The organism is Isoptericola sp. NPDC055063 (assembly GCF_053608125.1).
This window is the reverse complement of record NZ_JBSGUW010000003.1, coordinates 16,897-37,043: the sequence shown is the minus strand read 5'-3', so window position 1 is coordinate 37,043 and position 20,147 is coordinate 16,897. Positions and strand designations below refer to the sequence as shown.

The 20,147-nt window shown below is 72.9% G+C and carries 17 protein-coding genes and 1 tRNA gene; 8 read left to right on the top strand and 10 right to left on the bottom strand.

The genetic code is table 11. From position 1 onward, the window contains the following. Positions 1–12 precede the first annotated feature (12 nt). Both ACWF41_RS04090 and ACWF41_RS04085 read right to left on the bottom strand, forming a co-directional pair. Positions 13–948, bottom strand: a complete 936-nt coding sequence (locus ACWF41_RS04090) for a universal stress protein (protein ID WP_380316524.1) — start codon at positions 946–948, stop codon at positions 13–15. Beyond that, the gene (locus tag ACWF41_RS04085) at positions 945–1,973 is read right to left on the bottom strand and encodes an Acg family FMN-binding oxidoreductase (RefSeq protein WP_380346812.1); all 1,029 of its coding nucleotides are present in this window, start codon (positions 1,971–1,973) and stop codon (positions 945–947) included. Before ACWF41_RS04085 ends, ACWF41_RS04090 begins: the two co-directional genes overlap by 4 nt. Before the next feature lie 224 nt (positions 1,974–2,197). On the opposite strand from ACWF41_RS04085, the gene ACWF41_RS04080 reads away from it, so the two are divergent. From ACWF41_RS04080 to ACWF41_RS04055, 6 genes are all read left to right on the top strand, one after another. Continuing rightward, positions 2,198–3,154, top strand: coding sequence for an Acg family FMN-binding oxidoreductase (locus ACWF41_RS04080; protein ID WP_380346810.1), 957 nt, complete (start codon positions 2,198–2,200; stop codon positions 3,152–3,154). Positions 3,155–3,365: 211 nt separating this feature from the next. Beyond that, the gene (locus ACWF41_RS04075; RefSeq protein WP_380323320.1) at positions 3,366–4,451 is read left to right on the top strand and encodes a universal stress protein; all 1,086 of its coding nucleotides are present in this window, start codon (positions 3,366–3,368) and stop codon (positions 4,449–4,451) included. Beyond that, positions 4,448–5,035: a DoxX family membrane protein gene (locus ACWF41_RS04070; RefSeq protein ID WP_380323323.1), complete on the top strand. Its 588-nt coding sequence runs from the start codon at positions 4,448–4,450 to the stop codon at positions 5,033–5,035. The genes ACWF41_RS04075 and ACWF41_RS04070 overlap by 4 nt, the downstream gene beginning before the upstream one ends. Positions 5,036–5,042: 7 nt before the next feature. Beyond that, positions 5,043–5,975 (top strand): ABC transporter ATP-binding protein, encoded by a 933-nt coding sequence (locus ACWF41_RS04065; protein WP_380323325.1) that lies wholly within the window; start codon positions 5,043–5,045, stop codon positions 5,973–5,975. Further along, positions 5,972–7,621 carry an ABC transporter permease gene (locus ACWF41_RS04060; RefSeq protein WP_380323328.1) on the top strand — a complete coding sequence of 550 codons (1,650 nt, stop codon included), beginning with the start codon at positions 5,972–5,974 and terminating at the stop codon, positions 7,619–7,621. Before ACWF41_RS04065 ends, ACWF41_RS04060 begins: the two co-directional genes overlap by 4 nt. A gap of 70 nt (positions 7,622–7,691) precedes the next feature. Further along, positions 7,692–9,296: a GAF domain-containing sensor histidine kinase gene (locus ACWF41_RS04055; protein ID WP_380323331.1), complete on the top strand. Its 1,605-nt coding sequence runs from the start codon at positions 7,692–7,694 to the stop codon at positions 9,294–9,296. Between the two features lie 21 nt (positions 9,297–9,317). On the opposite strand, the gene ACWF41_RS04050 is transcribed toward ACWF41_RS04055, so the two are convergent. From ACWF41_RS04050 to ACWF41_RS04020, 7 genes are all read right to left on the bottom strand, one after another. After that, the gene (locus ACWF41_RS04050) at positions 9,318–9,968 is read right to left on the bottom strand and encodes a response regulator (protein WP_380323334.1); all 651 of its coding nucleotides are present in this window, start codon (positions 9,966–9,968) and stop codon (positions 9,318–9,320) included. Positions 9,969–10,049: 81 nt separating this feature from the next. Continuing rightward, positions 10,050–11,432, bottom strand: a complete 1,383-nt coding sequence (locus ACWF41_RS04045) for an MBL fold metallo-hydrolase RNA specificity domain-containing protein (protein ID WP_380323336.1) — start codon at positions 11,430–11,432, stop codon at positions 10,050–10,052. A 652-nt stretch (positions 11,433–12,084) separates the two neighbouring features. After that, the gene (locus ACWF41_RS04040) at positions 12,085–12,312 is read right to left on the bottom strand and encodes a helix-turn-helix domain-containing protein (protein WP_380323339.1); all 228 of its coding nucleotides are present in this window, start codon (positions 12,310–12,312) and stop codon (positions 12,085–12,087) included. A gap of 118 nt (positions 12,313–12,430) precedes the next feature. Next, positions 12,431–13,639, bottom strand: a complete 1,209-nt coding sequence (locus tag ACWF41_RS04035) for a tyrosine-type recombinase/integrase (protein WP_380323342.1) — start codon at positions 13,637–13,639, stop codon at positions 12,431–12,433. 156 nt (positions 13,640–13,795) lie between these two features. Then, positions 13,796–13,872, bottom strand: a tRNA-Val gene (locus tag ACWF41_RS04030). A gap of 77 nt (positions 13,873–13,949) precedes the next feature. Continuing rightward, on the bottom strand, positions 13,950–14,426 hold the full coding sequence (locus tag ACWF41_RS04025; RefSeq protein WP_380323345.1) for a peroxiredoxin: 477 nt from the start codon (positions 14,424–14,426) through the stop codon (positions 13,950–13,952). Positions 14,427–14,430: 4 nt separating this feature from the next. After that, positions 14,431–14,841: a DUF3052 domain-containing protein gene (locus tag ACWF41_RS04020; RefSeq protein ID WP_380323348.1), complete on the bottom strand. Its 411-nt coding sequence runs from the start codon at positions 14,839–14,841 to the stop codon at positions 14,431–14,433. A gap of 383 nt (positions 14,842–15,224) precedes the next feature. Here ACWF41_RS04020 and aceE point away from each other — a divergent pair, with 383 nt between their 5' ends. After that, positions 15,225–17,972 (top strand): pyruvate dehydrogenase (acetyl-transferring), homodimeric type, encoded by a 2,748-nt coding sequence (aceE, locus tag ACWF41_RS04015; protein WP_380323351.1) that lies wholly within the window; start codon positions 15,225–15,227, stop codon positions 17,970–17,972. 95 nt (positions 17,973–18,067) lie between these two features. Here aceE and ACWF41_RS04010 read toward each other — a convergent pair whose 3' ends face one another. Further along, a complete protein-coding gene (locus ACWF41_RS04010; RefSeq protein ID WP_380321495.1) occupies positions 18,068–18,739 on the bottom strand; it encodes a hypothetical protein in 672 nt (223 codons plus the stop codon). Positions 18,740–18,836: 97 nt separating this feature from the next. Here ACWF41_RS04010 and ACWF41_RS04005 point away from each other — a divergent pair, with 97 nt between their 5' ends. Then, positions 18,837–20,075, top strand: a complete 1,239-nt coding sequence (locus ACWF41_RS04005; RefSeq protein WP_380321498.1) for a PucR family transcriptional regulator — start codon at positions 18,837–18,839, stop codon at positions 20,073–20,075. The last annotated feature ends 72 nt before the right edge of the window (positions 20,076–20,147 follow it).

The following is a 20,147-nucleotide window of genomic DNA, read 5'->3' as shown; positions in this document are numbered from 1 at the left end:
GCCCTGTCGTGCTCACGACGGTTCCTCGTGCGGACCCGGGTCCAGCCTGGGCGCATGGGCGACGACGACCGCGCCGGTCGCGTCGGCGAGCAGGACGTCGGGGACCGAGCCCAGGAGCCTGCCCACGAGTCGCGAGTGGCGGCGTCCCCCGACGACGAGCATGTCGGCGGCGGTCACCTGGGCGAGCAGCAGCTCGGGGGCCTCACCGCCGCGGAGCTCGACCGTTGCGGTGACCGACGGGTACCGGGCCGTCCACCGGTCCAGGAGCGACTGGAGCTCTCGGTAGAGCTCCTCGGTCCCGGCCGAGCCGCTCTGGGAGGCGATCGGCGTCAGCGGCTGGACGGCGTGCACCAGCTTCACCGGGACAGCGCAATGCCGTGCTTCGGAGAACGCCAGGGTCAGGGCCGTGGTGAGGTCGTGCTCGAAGCTCACCCCGACGACGACACGCTTCGGTCGGGTGCCCACCGTGCTGGCGGGGATCACCGCGACGGACCCGCGGGCACGGGCGGCGGTCGCGGCGGACACCGATCCCAGCGCATGAGCCGACCCGCCCGACCCACGGCGTCCCACGACCACGAGGTCGACGTCCTCGGAGAGCGCCGTCAGCACGGCGGCGGGGGTACCGATGCTGACCGAGACCTCGACGTCCTTCGCCCCTGGTGGCCGGTTCCCCGCACGCGCGAGAGCGGTGCGCAGGATCTCGTCTCCCCTGTCGTGCAGGGGCGCGCGGTCGTAGGTCGGCAACGGCACGGTCGGCCCGACGGGGAGCGGCTCGGCGTGCGAGACGGTGAGCAGGGAGTGGTGCCGGTCCGCGACGGCCAGGGCCCAGTCGAAGGCGCGATAGCCCTCGGCCGAGCCGTCGACGCCGACGACCACGCCCCTCGTCCAGGTGTCGCGGCCGGCTCCGGCGTCGCCTCCCCCGGTGGTGTCGACCGTGCTGTCGTTCATGCCGGGCTCCTTTCGGCCGGCTGCTGTCCTCGGGCAGGAGTCGCGGCGTACCCGTCCCCGACCGGGGCCATTCCGGTCACCTCGTCGACGTCGCGGCGCGGTGTGGACGGCGCACCCGCGCCGTAGCGCAAGCGCAGCAGCATCTGCGCGCGGGACTCCAGATGGAAGGCGTCCTCCAGCTCCGAGCGCGTCGCGGGGTTCTCCAGCACCCGCGTCGCGAAGGAGGCCTGGACGCCACGGGTCGCGGCGACGAGGAGCATGCGCTCCAGCGCCTGCCCGGCGACGAGCCAGTGGCACGGCCCGTCGCCGAGCGTCGTGATGATCGCGGCTGTGACGTTGCCCTCGAAGGTCCGCGCGCCGTCGGCGTCGTCACGCACCACCGCGTGCGCGTCGACGATCGGCTCGTCGAACCATCCGCCCATCGCCGCGACGGGAACGCCGTCAGTGCGCTCGCGCGACACCCCGAGCCACGACCGCTCCTCGACCAGCGGCGCACGGTCGCGCACCGCGAGCGCCTCGGCCCGGCGCATGGTGGACACGAGATGACCGCGGGCCACGACCCGTGGGTCGAGGAAGACGACGCCGGCGCCCTCGAGGTCCACGGCCCGACGCAACAGCTCCAGGTCCGCACGGTCCAAGGGCCGCGTCGCTGCCGCTCCCCTCGCCGTGCGGCGCACCGTGATCGCGGCGTACAGGCTCGCGTCGAAGAAGCCCGGCGCGGCCAACGGATTCAGGATGACGCGAGCGGCCAGCCACGGGTCGCGCCGGTCCGGTGCGAGCTGGACGTGGGCGTCCAGTCCCTCGTGCGCCGCAGCCACCCGAAGGTTCATCAGGAACGCTCCGCAGCTGATGAACATCTCCCGGCCCTGCGGGTCGCCGTGGCGCAGCTGCCGCGACGGGTCGGCACGCACCGTCAGGTGCCGCTCGTCGTCGACCTGGACCGACCACGGCTGCGTGTTGTGCACGCTCGGCGCTCGGGTGCCCGCGCCGATGATCCGCGCGATGCGCTCGTTCGTCGTCCCCACGGGGAATCACCTCCGGAATCGTCCCTGGCACGCGTCGACCGTGCGATCACGTCCCCGTGCCCACCGTGCGGGGGCGTGCGCGTGGCTGGCCAGAGGCGAAGGTCCAGGACCGATGGACCCGGTGAGGGAGGACGTCCTGCCCTACCCGGCCACGTGCTGCTCGCGGTCTACTGTGGACGTGGCGCCGCTGCTCCCCGTCGGCCCCGCTGCAGGGAGGTGAGCTCATGGAGCTCCTGGATGCCCGGATCGAGCGGATCCTCAGGGCGGCCGATCGTGCACCGAGCGTGCACAACACGCAGCCATGGCAGGTGCGCGTGCGCGGCAACCGCGTCGTCGTGCGCGCCGACCCGTCCCGGCAGCTGCGCCACTCCGACCCGCAGGGCCGGGAGATGCTCATCAGCTGCGGGGCGTTCGTCCTCAACGCCCGGTTGGCCGCCCGACGGGAGTCGCTGCTGCCCGTGGTCACGGTGCTGCCCGACCCCGACGACCACCTGCTCGTCGCGGAGATCGATCTGCGGCCGGGTCCGGGTCCCGACATCGACGAGCTGGAGCTCGCGGTGGCGATCGCCCGCCGCGTCACGACGCGCAGCCCCTTCGACGACCAGCCGCTGGACGCGGACGTCCTGCAGGCCATCCAGATCGCCGCCCACGACGAGGGCGCCGTGCTCCGCCTGATCCAGCCCTCGGAGCCGGCGCGCGACCAGGTGATGTCGCTGGTGCGGCGCGCCGAGGCCCTGGCCGCCGAGGACCCGGCCGCCCGAGGCGAGGAGAGGGCGTGGACCGCCGTCGCGCCCGACCGCCCCGACGGCATCCCGCAGGAGATGCTCGGCCCCTGGACGTTCGACGACCGCTCCCCCGTACGCCGGTTCCTCGCCAGCGCCGGCAACGCGCAGTTCGAGCAGCGGTCGACGATGGCGGTCCTCCTGACCGCCGGGGACACGCCCCGTGACTGGATCGCGGCCGGCCAGGCGCTCGAGCGCCTGCTGCTGGTGGCCACCACCTACTTCGTGCGTGCGTCGTTCGCGACCACGGTCCTGGAGAACCCGACCACCCGGCACGACCTGCGCCAGGCGCTCTCGCTCGACGCCCCGCCGCAGATGCTCATGCGCCTCGGGTACGGGACCACGCCACGCCACACCCTGCGCCGCACCGTCGAGGACTCGGTCGCCCCCGACGCCTGACCGTCCGCCCCTGGCGGCGGCGGGACCACTCGACCCAGGCCGACGGGGTCTTTGGTCACCCGGTACCCGAGCTCGGGCGACGGTCTCGATCCCGGGCACGGGTGCCCAATGGCCCCCAGTTCAGGTGGCGCATGGCACTGCCGGTCCGTCACGACACGGAGAACCGTGGAAGCAGCAACCCCGCGGCCAACGTCACGGAACGGAGCGCACGATGGGCACCACGACGGGCACCACTCCCGGCACCACCCCGGAGGTCCACGCCTCGGGGAGCAGCGCGTCGGGCGGCCCCGCGCCGGACCGCCCGATCGTCGTCGGGATCGACGGGTCGGCGGAGGCCTCGCGTGCCCTGGCGTACGCGGTCCGACGGGCGGAGCGCGAGAGGTGCCCCCTCTGGTTGATCAACGCCGTCCACGAGATCGTCCCGGTCGGGCCGATGCTCCCGCTCATCAGCGGCGAGCCTCTGGTCGACGTCGGGCACCAGCTCCTCGCGGAGGCCAGGGAGGTCGTCGAGGACCTCTCGAGCGGCAAGGTTGCCGTCCGCCTCCAGGTCGCGCTCGGGCCGGCGGTCGACCTCCTCGTCGCCGCCGCGGAGCGCTCCCGCCTCGTCGTCCTCGGGCACCGCTCGTCCTCGCTGCTGGAGCGGATGTTCACCGGCAGCACGACCTTCGGCGTCGTGTCCCGCGCCGTCTGCCCCGTGGTGAGCGTGCCCCACGACTGGGTGCAGGAGGCCGACGCGCACCGCGTGGTCGCCGCCATCGACGGCTCGCGATGCTCGGCCGACGTGCTCGCGCACGCGTTCGCCGTCGCCGAGGAGCGGGAGGCCCGGCTGGAGATCGTGCACTGCTGGCGCCTGGACCCGTTCTACAGCTACCTGGTCGACGAGTGGTCGGTCCAGGAGGAGTGGGGCATCCAGGCCCACGGCATCATCGACGGCCTCGTCGACGCGGCCGCGCACGACCACCCCGACGTGCCGTTCGAGCTCCACCTCGAGTACGCCAACATCCCCGACACCCTGGTGCGGCACTCGGCCGGCGCCGACCTCATGGTCATGGGCCGTCACGGGCACGGTGCCCTCGGCTCGCGCATGATCGCGGCCGCGCTCGGCAGCGTGACGCGCGCCGTGCTCCAGCACGCGCGGTGCCCCGTCGAGGTCATCCCGCCCCGTCCGCCCATGGAGGCGTCCCGCGAGCCCGCCGTCGCGGCACAGGCGCAGGTCTCCCCCTCCGACAGTCCGCTCTCCCCACCCCTCGCCGCCGAATCCGTCGGCGGCCTGTCATCTGGAGGCACGTCATCATGAGCACGTTCGAGTACCGTCACGACGCGGGCGCGTCGTCACCGGCCCCTGCACGGCCGGGCACCACCGTCGAGACCGCGGCCGAGACCTCGCCCGGGTCGCGCACGGCCCTGCGGTACGTAAGCGCCGTCATCCGTATCTGCCTCGGGTGGGTCTTCCTGTGGGCGTTCCTCGACAAGCTCTTCGGCCTCGGCCACGAGACCCCTCCCGAGGGCGCCTGGCTCGACGGTGGTCAGCCCACCGCAGGCTTCCTGGGCAACGCGACCGCCGGACCCTTCGCCGACTTCTACCAGGGCCTCGCGGGCCAGGCGTGGGTCGACTGGGTCTTCATGATCGGGCTGCTCGGCATCGGGCTCGCGCTGATCCTCGGGATCGGGATGCGCATCGCCGCCGTGGCAGGCGCGCTCATGCTCGTCCTCATGTGGTCGGCCGTCCTGCCGCCGGCGAACAACCCGTTCATGGACGACCACCTCATCTACGCGCTCGTCCTGGTCGCGCTCGCTCTCGGCGACGCCGGACGCACGCTCGGGCTCGGAGCGTGGTGGCAGAGCACGGCGCTGGTTCGGCGTTGGCCCATCCTGGTGTGAGGACGCCATGACCACCGGCAGCCCTTCCAGGCCCGCCGTCCGGGTCGAGGGCCTGTCCAAGTCGTTCGGGCACGTCCGAGCGCTGGACGGCCTCGACCTGGTCGTCCCCACCGGGCAGGTGACCGGCTTCCTCGGCCCCAACGGGTCGGGGAAGACCACCACCATCCGGATCCTGCTCGGCCTGCTGCACGCCGATGCAGGGCGGGTCGACCTCCTCGGCGGGGACCCGTGGACGGACGCGGTGCGCCTCCACCGGCGCGTCGCGTACGTCCCGGGCGACGTCACCCTATGGCCCAACCTGACCGGCGGTCAGGCGATCGACATCCTGTGCCGCCTGTCCGGGCCCCTGGACCCCCGCCGCAAGCAGGAGATGCTCGAGCGGTTCGAGCTCGACCCCACCACGAAGGCGCGCGCCTACTCCAAGGGCAACCGGCAGAAGGTCGCGCTCGTCGCGGCCCTCGCGTCGGACGCCGAGCTGCTGCTGCTCGACGAGCCCACCAGCGGCCTCGACCCGCTGATGGAGGCGGCGTTCACCGCCTCCGTCCGAGAGGTCCGCGCCGAGGGGCGGTCGGTGCTGCTGTCCAGCCACCTCTTTCCCGAGGTGGAACGCCTCGCCGACCGCGTCACGATCATCCGCGACGGGGCCACCGTCGAGTCCGGGACGATCGCCGAGCTGCGGCACCTGACCCGTACCCGCGTGAGCCTCGTGCTCGACGGCGGCGCGGGCCGCCTCACGGTCATCCCCGGCATCCACGACCTGGCGACGGCCGACGGGCGTGTCAGCTTCGCGGTCGACGACGCCGACCTGCCGCGCGTGCTCGCGGCGCTCGCACCCCTGCACCCGCGCGGCCTGGTGGCGAACCCCCCGTCGCTCGAGGAGCTGTTCCTCAGCCACTACGACGACGAGCTCGCCGCGCTCGGCGCGGGAGGCAGACGATGACCGCCACGACCGCGCCCCGCCGCGACCGGACCGCCGCCCACGCCCGACAGGTGCCCGAAGACACGCTGGCCGGGCTCGCGACGATGGTGCGCTTCCGGGTGCGCCGGGACCGCGTGCGGCTGGCCGCGTGGTGGCTCGTGCTCGTCGGCATGTTCGCCTATGTCTGCGCCTACTACCGCGACCTCCTCGGCACGCCCGAGGCGCTCCGCGACTTCGCGACGATCAGCGACACCCCGGGCGTCCGGGCGCTCACCGGGCTCGCCGCCGCGCCCGCCACGCTCGGTGGCGCGGTGTGGACCAAGATCTGGATGACCACCGCGCTGGCGCTGGCCTTCGGCGCCCTGTTCCTCGTCACCCGCGCCGGGCGCGCGGACGAGGAGGCCGGCCGCACCGAGCTGCTGCGCTCACGGGTGCTCGGCGTGCACGCCGGCTCGGTCGCCGGCTGGGGCGTCACCGGTGCGCTGGTCGTGGCGGTCGGCCTGGGCGTGGCGGCGGCCTCGATCCTCGGCGGGCTCGACCCCGAGGGGGCGGGTGTCGCCGGGTCCCTGGTGCTGGGCGCCTCCGTGAGCGGTGTCGGGCTGCTCGGCGTCGGCGTGGGAGCGCTGGCGGGCCAGGTCGCGACCACGTCGCGCGCCGCCAACGCCCTGGGTTCCGCCGTGCTCGGCGGGTGCTACCTGCTGCGGATGGCGGGCGACCTCGGCGACGGCACCCTCACCTGGGCCTCCCCCATCGGGTGGGCGCAGGAGATGCGGCCGTGGGGCGGCGACCGGTGGTGGCCCCTGGCGCTGCTCCTCGCCCTCGCCGCCACGCTGCTCGTGGTCTCGGTCCGCGTCGAGGCCCGCCGCGACCACGGGCGCGGCGTCCTGGCAGAGCGGCGCGGGCCCGGCGGCGCTCCGGCGCGCTGGGCGCGGCCGCTGTGGCTGGCGCTGCGGCTCCAGCGCGGCCCCCTGCTCGGCTGGACGGCGACCGTGCTGCTCGCCGCCGCGATGTTCGGCTCCGTCGCGGAGGCGATGACGGACCTCTTCGCCGACTCGGGCGGCGCCATCGCGGACGTCGCCCGCGGGACGGGCGTGGACGCGCTGCTCGCCCTCCTCGTGGCGATGCTCGCCGTCGTCGTCACCGTCTTCGCGATCCAGTCCGCCGTCACCCTGCGCTCCGAGGAGGCCGCAGGGTTCGCCGAGATCCAGCTGGCGGGCGCCCTATCCCGGATCGGATGGACGCTGCAGCACCTGCTGATCCCCGTGCTCGGCGCGGGAGTCCTCCTCGCGGCCGCGGGCGGGGTTCTGGGGCTCGAGCACGGCGGGCCGCTCGGCGATCCCGAACAGGCGGGACGGTTCGCGCTGGCCGCCCTTGCGTACTGGCCCGCGGTCATGGTGTACGTCGGGCTCGCCGTCGCGCTCTTCGGCTGGGCACCCCGGTTCTCAGTCCCCTTCACCTGGGGCATCCTGGTGGCGAGCTTCTTCGCCATGATCCTGGGTGACGCCCTGCCCGCCTGGGTGCTGGACGCCCTTCCCTTCTCGGCGACGCCTTACCAGCCGTACGAGCCGCTCACGTGGACGCCGCTGGTGCTCATGGCCGCCGTCGCCGGTGCCGGCGTCGCTGCCGGGACGCTCCGCTTCGCGCGACGCGATGTCCAGACCGGGTGAACCGAGGGCCGCCGCCCACCGGATGTCGCCCGGGAGCGCCGTCGAACCTCGGGCGCCCTACGCTCGAGAGGTGGACAAGACCTCGGCCGAGGTGCAGGACGCCGTCCTGCAGGCGGTCAGCGGCGTCGCGGCAGACTTCGACCTGCGCGACCTCCTGCTCGGCGTGGTGCGGGCCGCATGCACGCTGTCCGGGGCACGCTACGGGGCCCTCGGCGTCATCGGACGGTCCCGCCGCCACCTCGTCGAGTTCGTCACCGAGGGCGTCACCGACGAGGAGCGCGCGCGGATCGGGCACCTGCCCACGGGCCGCGGCCTCCTGGGGCACCTCATCGTCCACCAGGAGGCGCTCCGGCTCGACGACCTGTCGCGCCACCCGTCGTCGTCGGGCTTCCCACCCGGGCACCCGCCCATGACGACCTTCCTCGGCCTGCCCGTGAAGGTGCGCGGGCACGTCTTCGGCAACCTCTACCTCACGGACAAGACCACGGGCCCCACCTTCACCGCCGACGACGAGCACGCCGTCACCGCGCTGGCGGGTCTCGCGGGCCTCGCGATCGACCATGCCCGGCTCCTGATGACCGCGGAGCGCCGCGCACGCTGGCTCGAGGCCGCGGCGGCGACCCCGTCGGAGGTGCTGCGGGCGGCGGACACCACCGAGGCCGTCGACGCCGTCCTCCGTGCGGCCCTGCGCGCGTCCGGCGGCACGACCGCGATGGCGATCGCCCCCGACCCCGCGCCCGAGGCTCTCGGCACGTTCACCGTCCGCGCCGCGGCCGGAGACCTGAGCCGCGACCCCCGTCGCACGCTCGCCGACCTGCACCCGGCCCTGATGCTCGCCATGGCCAGCAGCCAGACCCGCTGGGCCGAGCTCCCCGGTGACGGCAGCGCCGTCATGACCCGGCTGTCCCTCGACACCATGACCCGCGGCGCGCTCGTCATCGTGCTCCCCCAGCGCGCGTACGCGGAACAACTCGGCGAGGACTTCGACTTCGTGGCCAACTTCGCCGGCCAGGCGTCCCTGGTCCTGGAACGGCGCCACACGAGGGCCATGCAGCAGGAGATCGCCGTCCTCGCCGAGCGCAACCGGATCGCGCGCGACCTGCACGACGGCGTCACCCAGCGCCTCTTCGCGCTGGGCCTGCAGCTGCAGGCCGTCGAGCGGCAGTCGCCGCCCGAGGTCCGGGAGCGGCTGCGCACGGTGACGAACGATCTCGACGCCACGATCCGCGAGGTCCGTCAGTCGATCGCGGACCTGCGCCCGTCGGAGCGCCAGCAGCACTCGATGCGCGCGAAGATCCAGGCCGTCGTTGCCGAGTACGGACGCGTCCTCGACCCCGAGCCCGTGCTCCGGATCGAGGGCCCCGTGGACACGCTGGTCGATCCGGCCCTGCGCCATCACGTCGTCGCCGTGCTGCGCGAGGGCCTCTCCAACGTCTCCCGGCACGCCTCGGCCAGCACCGTGCGCGTGAGCGTCACTGCGGCGCCGGGTGAGCTCACCTGCACCGTCACTGACGACGGGGTGGGCTTCGACCCGGCCGAGGCGCGCAGCGGCCTGATCAACCTCGCCGAGCGCGCCGCCGAGCTCGACGGCACCTTCGAGATCACCGCCGGCGAGCCGCACGGCAGCGTCCTGACCTGGCGCGTCCCGATCGCCACGCCGCCCCGTTCGTCCTGACAGGTGGGCGCGTCAGGACGGTCACCTCTCGGGTGTGCCTCCGAGCAGCCTCGTCGCCAGGACGGCGGCCTGCGTCCTGGACTCGAGGTCGAGCTTGGTCAGGATGTTCGAGACGTAGTTCTTCACCGTCTTCTCGGACAGGAACATCCGGGCCCCGATCTGCCGGTTGGTCATCCCCTCGGCGATGAGGGTCAGCACCTTGTGCTCCTGGTCGCTGAGGGCCGCCAGGGCCGGCGCCTCCGCGGGACCAGCGCGCAGTCGCTCCAGGACCCGCGACGTCAGCGCCGGGTCGATCAACGACTGCCCCGCGGCGACCCGCCGTACCGCGTCGATCACGTCCGAACCGGTGATCACCTTCAGCAGGTATCCGGACGCCCCCGCCATGATGGCCGAGAACAGGGCCTCGTCGTCGTCGTACGACGTCAGCATCAGGGCACGCAGCTCGGGCATCGTGGAGTGCAGCTCCCGGCACACCTCGATGCCGGACCCGTCCTGCAGCCGCACGTCGAGGAGCGCCACGTCCGGCCGGCACCGCGGGATCTGCTGGAGAGCCTCGCGGGCCGAGCCCGACTCACCGACGACCTCGAAGCCGCCCTCCGCCTCGAACAGCCCTTCCAGCCCGCGGCGCACCAGCTCGTGGTCGTCGAGGAGATACACCCGCACCGGCCCCATGCCCCCGTTCTACCCCGGTGCCATGACGGCCACCAACGCTGCCGACGAATCGCGTGCGGGACGACGCCAGGTCGCCTTCCGTCAGTCCACCAGGACCCGTTCGTCGAGCCGGGGCACGACGGCGACACAACCGACCTCGTCGCGGATCCGTTCCGCCAGGGGCGCCGACGCGCGAGCCTCGCCGTGCACGACGTAGGCGACGTCGGGAGGCTCCCGCATCTGCTTGATCCAGCCGACGAGCTCGCCCGCGTCGGCGTGGACGGAGAACTCCTCGTCCTCGACGACCTCCGCCCGCACCGGCACGTACCGGCCCATCAGCTTCAGCTCGCGGGCACCGTCGTGCAGCATCCGGCCGCGGGTGCCGACCGCCTGATAGCCCGTCAGCACGACGCAGTTCCGGCGGTCCGGGAGCAGGTGGCGCAGGTGGTGGACGACGCGTCCCCCGGAGGCCATGCCCGACGCGGAGACGATGATGCAGGGCTGCGCCGGCGAGTTGAGAGCCCTCGACTCGTCCGGGGTGCGCGCGGCGTGCAACGACGGGAGGTCGACCAGGCTCGACACGCCCGGGCGCAGCTCGCCGGCGACCCCTGCCCGCCCGTAGACGTCGAGGGCCGCGAGCGCCATCGGGCTGTCGACGTACACCGGGACAGGGGGGATCTGCCCCTCGCGGACCATCGTGGACAACGCGTGCAGCACCAGCTCCGTGCGGTCGACGGCGAACGCGGGCACGAGCACCACTCCGCCGCGGCGGATCGTGCGCCGGACGGCGTCAGCGAACGCCGCGTGCGGTTGCACCGGGTCGGCGTGCTCGCGGTCGCCGTAGGTGGACTCGATCACCACGGTCCGCGCCGACGGCGGCTCGGCGCGCGGTCGCAGCACCGGATGCTGCGTCCGCCCGAGGTCGCCGGAGAACAGGACACGCGAGTTCCCGACGTGGGCGAGCACGCTGGCCGAGCCCAGGACGTGGCCAGCGCGGACGAGCCTGATGCCGAACTCCTCGCCCAGGTCCACGTCGACGTCGAACGGCACCGTCTCGAACCGGCCGATCGCTCGCTCGGCGTCCGCCACCGTGTACAGCGGAAGCGGCGGGTCGTGGCGGGACCAGCCTGAGGCACGTGCGAGGGCCGCGTCCCGCTCCTGCAGGTTCCCGCTGTCGCGCAGCACGATCGCGGTGAGCGCAGCAGTGCCCTCCGTCATCCAGATCGAGCCTCGGTACCCGTCCCGGACCAGCACCGGCAGGTACCCGCAGTGATCCAGGTGGCAGTGCGTGAGGACGACGCCGTCGATCGTCTCTGGCGCGATGGGGAAGGGATCCCAGTTCTTCCGCCGCCACTGCCGCTCACCTTGGTAGAGGCCACAGTCGACCAGGAGCCGCCGATCGCCACGCTCAAGCAGGAAGCGACTCCCCGTGACCGTGCCGGCGGCACCGAGAAACGTCAGTGCGACAGGTGCTGCCTCGCCCATGGAGTGCTCCTCGGATTGCCTCGGCCTTCCAGCGTTCGCCCCCTCTTGCCCGAGCGGAAGTGCTGAAAGTCCTCAAGACTTCCGAGTCGCAATGGGCCACCTGGCCCTGGTCCTAGCTTCCGTCGCACGTTTGCTCGGTCTGCCGAACCTCGAGGAATGTCCGCACTGAGTTCTCCCCGTACGCACCCTGACCTGCATAGACGTCGGCCCGTGGGGTGCGTACGGGGTGCGTACGGGGTCGCCACCCCGTACGTTCTCGGTAACGCACTCGAGGGACGATCCGCTGCATGGAGCGAACCATCGCGGTGATCGAGCGGCCCCAGGCACTCGCCGGGTCCTCGCTCGCATGCCGGTCCGGAGTCCTATCGCCGGAAAGAACGGTGGTGATGACTCGTCACCACCGCGGGGCCCCGTTCTACCAGGCGGAGACCACGGTGGTGCCGGCTCGGCACCACCGTCGCGGTTCTGCGGCACGACACGGAAGCCCCCCGCGGGACCTCCCCGGCCCCGCGATTTGCGGGGACCCCACGGTGGTGGTGACTCCGCACCACCGTGGGACCTGCATGTTCACTGTTTTCGCGTCCCGAACGCGCGCTCCGTGTCCGCGAAGACCCGATCAGCGTCGCGAGACGCGGACGTTCACGGCCCGCTGTCACGCCCCGAGTCGCCCCCTCGTGGCCGGGATGGTCACGGCGAGTCGTTCGCGCAGTTCGTCGAGGTCGACGCGGATGAGCCTGCCGACGCGGTAGCCGGTGACGGTGCCGTCGGCGATGCGACGGCGGATCGTCTTCACCGAGACGCTGAACTCCTCTGCCGCGTCGGCGAGGGCGACGAGCTTCCCGTGGCTCCGCGTCCGCTTCTGGATGCCTGTCGATCGCATGGTTCCGCTCCTCCCCGGGCGACGCGCTCGCGCCGCCGTCACGACTCAGGTGTGCACACGTCGTCAGGGGTGGACCCCGGCTACGACAGCACGGCAGGGCTCTCGGCGCCGAGCCTCATCACCCCGACGCCGCACCGCGCGCACGACGCGCGGCCAGCTCGTCCTCGCGAGCCATGGCCGCCATACGCTCGGCGATCATGCGGTCCCGGTCGGCGGCGGCGTGCTGGTAGATCATCGCCACCCGGGCCTCGGAGTGCCCGGCGCGGTGCATCAGCTCGGCGGTAGTCGCACCGGCCCGGGCCGCCATGGTCAGACTGGTATGCCGCAGGTCGTGCGTGCGCACATCCGGTAGCCCCGCCTTCTCGCGCGCGCGGATCCACGCGTACCGCCAGGTGCCCTCGGGCAAGACTCCCCCGGAACGCCCCGGGAACAGCAGCCCGTCGCGCCCCGGCTGGGCGAACCGCTCGATGTGGGCCTGCAGGACGAGCGCCAGCTCCTCCGGGATTGCCACCGTCCGGTAGCCCGCGTCCGTCTTCACCCGTCCGACGACGGCGTTGATGCCCTTGCCGCCCTGCGAGACGTTCTGCGCCACACTGACGGACGCCGACGCCGGGTCGCGCAGGTCTACGTCCCGCCGCCGCAGCGCCCGGGCCTCGCCGATCCGCAGCCCCGTCCAGTTCAACAGGTCGGCCAGCGCCCGCAGGTGCTCGGGCAGGGCTTGGGCGAGCGCCTGGACCTCTGCCGCGCTGAGCAGCACCGGCTGCCGCTGTCGCTTGTGCCGGCCGCCGGCGACAACGCGTGCGGGCGAGGCGTCGATGAGCCCGCGGGCGATCGCCGCCTTGAACACGGCCGACAGGAACTTGTAGGTCTGTGCGGCCTCTCCCGAGCCGTCGGTCGCCCGGTTCGCCTTCCGGGCTCGCGCCCGAAGGTCTTTCTTCAACCTCGCGTGCCAGGCCGCGACCTCGGCCACGGTGACCTCGTCCAGGTACTTGGTACCGATCGTCGGGTCGATGTGCACCCGCAGGATCCGCGAATAGTCCCGCAGCGTCCCGGGCGCCAGCGTGCGGCCCTCGATGTACTCGGTGGCCCACTCGCTCAGCGTGAGTCGCTCGACGGCGGCGTCGCGCCGGTCGGGCGGGAGCCACTCGTCGCGGTCGATGAGCCGGCGTTCGTCGACGAGCCAGGACTCGGCGGCCATCCGGTCGCCGAAGACCCGCGAGTGCCGGGCACCGTCCGGGCCGATGTACCGCGCGCGCCAGCTGATGACCTTGTGGGTGGTCTTGCTCCGACGAGCCTCGAGCTCGCCGAAGGAACGCTTACCGGCCACCGTTGCCACCCCCTCCCGCGAGGAAGGTGGGGGCGCTCCGCCATTCCCCCGCGGGGGTGTGGCGGGGGAATGAACGGCCATTCGGGGGCTCTGGTGTCCATCCGTGTCCACGGACGGTGGGAGCAAAGCTGCAGGTCAGCGCAAGAAAAGAGGGGGTGGTGGGCCCGGAGGGACTCGAACCCCCGACATCCACGGTGTAAGCGTGGCGCTCTGACCAGCTGAGCTACAGGCCCTGGGCAGCGCAGGAAAGGATACCGGGCGACGGGGTGGCGCCCGTACCACCGGCGCGTCGCCCTCGACGCTCGTGGCGTCAGATGTCGGCCAGCGCCGCCCGGTAGGACTCCAGGTCACGACGCTGCCCGCGCGGGTTGACCACCGACCAGCGCACGATCCCGTCGGCGTCGACGAGGAACGACCCGCGCAGGGCGTGCCCGCTGGTGGCGTCGAGGACGCCGTAGGACTCGGCGACCGCCCCGTGCGGCCAGAAGTCGCTGAGCAGGTCGAAGCCGAAACCTTCCTGCTCCTGCCACGCCTTGAGCGCGAAGACGGGGTCGGTGGAGACGGCCAGCAGGCGCACGCCCGCGGCCTCGAAGTCCTCGATGTTGTCGCGCAGCTCGCACAGCTCGCCGGTGCAGATGCCCGAGAACGCGAACGGGTAGAAGACGACCAGCACGTTCTCGCCCCGCAGGTCGGCCAGGTGCACGGGGGTGCCGTGCGTGTCCGGGAGCGTGAAGTCGGGCGCGGGGTCGCCGGGGCGCCACCGGACCTCGGGGGCGGTGCCGCTCACCGGCTCAGCGCCCGCGACCGCGGTTGGCGAGCTTGGTGGCCGACCAGTCCGAGGCGACCGCGAACGTGCTCGTGGCGTGCAGGCCGGCCGTGGTCGCAGCCTCCTGGATCTCGTCGTGGCCCACGTGGCCGTCGCGGCCGGGCTTCGGCGTGAGCAGCCAGACCAGGCCGCCGTCGTCCAGCACGGTCAGGACGTCGACCAGCATGTCCGTGAGGTCGCCGTCGTCGTCGCGCCACCACACGATGACGCCGTCGGTGACGTCGTCGTAGTCCTCGTCGACCAGCTCACCGCCGACGACCTCCTCCACCGCCGCGCGGAGCTCGTCGTCGACGTCGTCGCCCCATCCGAACTCCTGCACGACCTGACCGGGGGCGAACCCGAAGCGAGCTACCGGGGATTCCGCCTGCTTACCCACGTTGGACCTTCGTTCCTCTCCGTCTGACCACTACCGACGCGTCCGTTCACGCGCGCGACGCACTCTTCCGTCGTGTGCGCCAACGTAGTCCACCGGAAGCGGCGCCGCCCGGCAACCCCCGAGCGGCCCCCGGGTTTGCCCGACGAGGGCCGGGACAGTGACCTCCGTAACATCCGGTAGGCGCGGCATGACGTAGATCACGGATCCTTGACCGCCTGATGGTGTTCCCCCGGGCCGTCTGGGGACACAATGAGTGATGACCACCCGTTCGGGGGCCGCACCGTCGCGACCACGCGTCGGGGTGCCCTCACGACGGGATGCCTGACACGGACCGGGGCGGCGACCATGTGCCGCACACCGTCCGAAGATGAGAGAGGTTGCTGGTGGCTTCGTACGACGAGACCGGACCGTTGATCAACGGCCTGCTCAGCGCCGTCCCGGACATCGACCCCGCCGAGACCGGCGAGTGGGTCGAGTCGTTCGACGGCCTGATCGACGACAAGGGCGGCCCGCGGGCGCGCTACGTCATGCTGAACCTGCTGCGCCGCGCGCGGGAGCGCAACGTGCACATCCCCGCGTCGGTGTCGACGCCGTACGTGAACACGATCGCCGTGCACGACGAGCCGTACTTCCCGGGCGACGAGGCCATGGAGCGGCGCTACCGCTCGTGGATCCGCTGGAACGCCGCCGTCATGGTGACGCGCGCGCAGCGTCCGGAGATCTCGGTGGGTGGCCACATCTCGTCGTACGCGTCGGTGGCGACGCTGTACGAGGTCGGCCTGAACCACTTCTTCCGCGGCAAGGACCACCCGGGCGGCGGCGACCAGGTGTACTTCCAGGGGCACTCCTCCCCCGGCCAGTACGCCCGGAGCTTCCTCGAGGGTCGCATGTCCGCCGAGACGCTGGACGGCTTCCGCCAGGAGAAGTCGCACGCCGGCGGCGGCCTTCCCTCCTACCCGCACCCGCGCATGCTGCCGGACTTCTGGGAGTTCCCGACCGTCTCCATGGGCCTCGGCCCGGCGTCGGCGATCTACCAGGCGTGGACCAACAAGTACCTGCACAACCGCGGCATCAAGGACACGAGCCAGCAGGACGTCTGGGCGTTCCTGGGCGACGGCGAGATGGACGAGCCCGAGTCGCGCGGCATGCTGCAGCAGGCGGCGCACCAGCAGCTCGACAACCTGACGTTCGTCGTGAACTGCAACCTGCAGCGCCTCGACGGCCCGGTCCGCGGAAACGGCAAGATCATGCAGGAGCTGGAGGCCCAGTTCAAGGGTGCCGGCTGGAACGTCATCAAGGTCGTCTGGGGCCGCGAGTGGGACGCCCTGCTCAACGCGGACAAGGACCGCGCCCTGGTCAACCTCATGAACGCCACGCCCGACGGCGACTACCAGACGTACCGTGCGGAGTCCGGCGCGTTCATCCGCGAGCACTTCTTCGGCCGCGACCCGCGGACCAAGGCGCTCGTCGAGAACATGACCGACGACGACATCTGGAACATGAAGCGCGGCGGCCACGACTACCGCAAGATCTACGCGGCGTACTCCGCGGCCCGCGCCCACACGGGCCAGCCGACGGTCATCCTCGCCCAGACGGTCAAGGGCTACGCCCTCGGCTCGAGCTTCGCGGGCCGCAACGCCACGCACCAGATGAAGAAGGTCAAGAACGCCGACCTCAAGGCGCTGCGCGACAACCTGCACATCCCGCTGACGGACGAGCAGCTCGACGCCGACCCGTACCTGCCCCCGTACTACCACCCGGGCATGGACGACGAGGCGATCCAGTACATGCTGGAGCGCCGCCGGCACCTGGGCGGGTTCCTGCCCGAGCGCCGCTCGACGCCGAAGGCGCTCACGCTCCCGGAGCCGAAGACCTACGAGATCCTCAAGAAGGGCTCGGGCACGCAGCACGTCGCCAGCACCATGGCCTTCGTGCGGCTGCTCAAGGACCTCATCAAGGACAAGGAGTTCGGCAAGCGCGTCGTGCCGATCATCCCCGACGAGGCCCGCACCTTCGGTCTGGACGCCATCTTCCCCAGCGCCAAGATCTTCAACACGCAGGGGCAGAACTACCTCGCCGTGGACCGCGAGCTCATGCTGAGCTACAAGGAGTCCGAGTCCGGGCAGATCATGCACACCGGCATCAACGAGGCCGGGTCCGCCGCGGCCTTCCAGTCCGTGGGCACGTCGTACGCGACGCACGGCGAGGCGATGGTGCCGGTCTACATCTTCTACTCGATGTTCGGCTTCCAGCGCACCGGCGACCAGTTCTGGGCGGCGGGCGACCAGCTCGCCCGCGGCTTCATCATCGGCGCCACCGCCGGTCGTACCACCCTCACGGGTGAGGGCCTGCAGCACGCCGACGGCCACTCGCCGCTCATCGCCGGCACCAACACGGCAATGGTGCAGTACGACCCGGCGTACGGCTACGAGATCCGCCACATCGTGCGCGACGGCATCGAGCGCATGTACGGCGACGGGTCGGACGGCCGCGACCAGAACGTCATGTACTACCTCACGGTGTACAACGAGCCGATGATCCAGCCGGCCGAGCCGGAGGACGTGGACGTCGACGGCATCCTGCGCGGCATCCACCGGATCTCGACGTCCGACGTCGAGGGCCCCAAGGCCCAGCTCCTCGCCTCCGGCGTGGGCGTGCCGTGGGCCCTCGAGGCGCAGCAGCTCCTCGCCGAGGACTGGGGCGTGTCGGCCGACGTGTGGTCGGTGACCTCCTGGAACGAGCTGCGGCGTGACGCGCTCGCCGCGGAGAAGGACGCCCTCGTCGACCCGGCCGCCGAGCCGCGGGTCCCGTACCTCACGCAGAAGCTGTCGGGCGCCCAGGGCCCGTTCGTCGCGACGAGCGACTACGACCACCTGGTGCCCGACCAGATCCGCGCCTGGGTCCCCGGCGACTACGCCGTGCTCGGTGCGGACGGCTTCGGCTTCTCCGACACGCGTGCAGCCGCGCGCCGCTTCTTCCTCATCGACGGCCCGTCGATGGTCGTGAAGACGCTGCAGCAGCTCGCCCGCCGAGGCGAGGTCCCGGCCGACGTCGTCGCCAAGGCGGTCGAGAAGTACCGCCTGCTCGACGTGAACGCCGGCACCTCCGGCGTCGCGGGCGGCGACAGCTGACCCGCACGCCGAGGTAGCGCAGAGGCCCCGAGCCGTTCGGCTCGGGGCCTCTGCGCGTCCGGGGACGTCGCCGGTCGAAGGGGGCTCCGCACTGTCTACCGCGGCGAGGTCTGCTCCCGCGCGGCGACGGCGCGACCCAGCTCGGAGCGCAGCTCCTCGGTGCCGGGGTGGAGCTCGAGCGAGCCGAGGTGCTGGCGTGCCTCGGCGACGCGGTCGGCCTCGAGCGCGGCCAGCACGAGCTGACGTCCCACCTCCGGGGTGTGCTCGCGCGCCCGCCAGTGGCCGATGCCCAGCCCGAGGGCCTCGGTCGGCATGCCGGCCTCGCGCAGGATCGCGAGCCCCTCGGCGAGCGCCTCGCCGCTCGGGTCGCGCGAGGCCGCGGTCGCGAGCCGGCGGGTCGCGCCCTCCGGGTCGTCGGCCACGGACAGCCGGCCGAGCTCGAGCAGGGGGCGCCAGGCGCGCGGGTGGCCGGCGAGCTCCTCGGCCAGCGACCAGACGGCGAGGTCGGCGGCCCGCTGCCGGGCCTCCTCGGGCGGCGCGGTGAGCGGGTCCTCGGGGTTCGGGGTCTGCGCCGCCCGGCGGCGCACGACCTCGGCGAGCGCCCGGAAGGCGTCGGCGTCGTTCGGGTCGTCGGTGAGGATGGTGCGCAGGGCGTCCTCCTGCAGGTGCGCGCCGTGCGGCTGCGAGGGCGAGGGCCGCCGCGCCGCCACGGTGGACGCGGAGAACGGCCGACGCAGCAGCTGCCGGAGCCGGGGCAAGAGGGCCATGGGTCCGACACTATCCAAAGTCCCCCGCGCCGGCCGGGGCTCGCGCCCTCCGCGGCCGTTTGTGCACTCCCCACAATCTCGCCCGTATCCTCGACCCATGACGAGCAGCGGCACACCCACGGCCAGCGGGACGCACGCCGACGACGGCGCCACCGCGGCCGACGGCGGACCGGCGCCCGTCAGCCGGGGCGAGAACGTCGCGCGGGTCCGCGAGCACCTGGGCGTCCTCACCTCCACGGCGATGCGCCGCCTCGACGAGGAGGTGCACTGGTACCGGCAGCTGCCCGCCGAGGACCGGTCGTACGTCGCCCTGGTCGCGCAGTCCGGCATCAACGCCTTCGTGAGCTGGTTCGCCGAGCCCACGCCCACACCGCACGGCGTCGGCGAGATGTTCGCGGCAGCCCCGCCGGAGCTCACGCGGTCGATCTCCCTGCAGCACACGCTGCAGCTGGTGCGCCTCATGGTCGACGTCGTGGAGCAGCACTCCGACGAGATCGCCGCCCCGGGGTACGAGCGCGACCTGCGCGAGGCCGTGCTGCGGTACTCGCGCGAGATCGCGTTCTCGGCCGCGGAGGTCTACGCCCGCGCGGCCGAGGTCCGCGGCGCGTGGGACGCCCGGCTCGAGGCGCTCGTGGTCGACGCCCTCGTGCGCGGCGACGGCGACGACGCGCTGCGGTCCCGCGTCTCGGCGCTGGGCTGGAGCGGCCGCGGCCAGGCGCTCGTCGTGGTCGGCGAGGCGACGACGCGGCTCGACGACGTCCGCACCGCCGAGCTGCGGCGCGTGGCGCGGCGCGCGGCCGGCGACGCGCTCGTGGGCATCCACGGCGACCGGCTGGTCCTCGTGCTGGGCGGCGAGGGCGACCTGGTCGCGGCGGCCACGTCCCTGCTGGACCGGTTCGGCCCCGGCCCCGTCGTGATCGGCGGCGTGGTGCCCGACGTCTCCGACGCCCCGGCGTCCGCCGCCGCCGCGCTGGCGGGCCTCGCGGCCGCGCCGGCCTGGCCGCAGGCCCCGCGCCCCGTGCTGGCCGACGAGATCCTGCCCGAGCGCGTCCTGACCGGCGACGTCACTGCGCGGCGCACCCTCGTGGCCCAGGCCTACCGCCCGCTGCAGGAGGCGTCGGGGTCGGTGCTGGAGACCCTGTCCGCCTACCTCGGCACGGGCCGGTCCCTCGAGGCCGCGGCGCGCCGCCTCTACGTGCACCCGAACACCGTGCGGTACCGCCTGCGCAAGGTCTCGGAGATCACCGGCTGGGACCCGCTCGACGCCCGCGAGTCGTTCGTGCTCCAGATCGCCCTGGCCCTCGGCCAGCTTGAGGGCGGCGCCGCGGCGGGCTGAGTCCGTCGTTGGAGGATTCCCACAATCGCTTTCCACGAGGTTCGTGCGGGTCGCGACGACGCGCACGCCGCG

Bases quoted from the DNA above. Each gene is read 5' to 3' on its own strand.
- ACWF41_RS04090 (WP_380316524.1), bottom strand. From the start codon at position 948: ATGAACGACAGCACGGTCGACACCACCGGGGGAGGCGACGCCGGAGCC.
- ACWF41_RS04065 (WP_380323325.1), top strand. From the start codon at position 5,043: ATGACCACCGGCAGCCCTTCCAGGCCCGCCGTCCGGGTCGAGGGCCTG.
- ACWF41_RS04045 (WP_380323336.1), bottom strand. From the start codon at position 11,432: ATGGGCGAGGCAGCACCTGTCGCACTGACGTTTCTCGGTGCCGCCGGC.
- ACWF41_RS04050 (WP_380323334.1), bottom strand. From the start codon at position 9,968: ATGGGGCCGGTGCGGGTGTATCTCCTCGACGACCACGAGCTGGTGCGC.
- ACWF41_RS04005 (WP_380321498.1), top strand. From the start codon at position 18,837: ATGACGAGCAGCGGCACACCCACGGCCAGCGGGACGCACGCCGACGAC.
- ACWF41_RS04070 (WP_380323323.1), top strand. From the start codon at position 4,448: ATGAGCACGTTCGAGTACCGTCACGACGCGGGCGCGTCGTCACCGGCC.
- ACWF41_RS04010 (WP_380321495.1), bottom strand. From the start codon at position 18,739: ATGGCCCTCTTGCCCCGGCTCCGGCAGCTGCTGCGTCGGCCGTTCTCC.
- ACWF41_RS04040 (WP_380323339.1), bottom strand. From the start codon at position 12,312: ATGCGATCGACAGGCATCCAGAAGCGGACGCGGAGCCACGGGAAGCTC.
- ACWF41_RS04075 (WP_380323320.1), top strand. From the start codon at position 3,366: ATGGGCACCACGACGGGCACCACTCCCGGCACCACCCCGGAGGTCCAC.
- ACWF41_RS04080 (WP_380346810.1), top strand. From the start codon at position 2,198: ATGGAGCTCCTGGATGCCCGGATCGAGCGGATCCTCAGGGCGGCCGAT.
- ACWF41_RS04060 (WP_380323328.1), top strand. From the start codon at position 5,972: ATGACCGCCACGACCGCGCCCCGCCGCGACCGGACCGCCGCCCACGCC.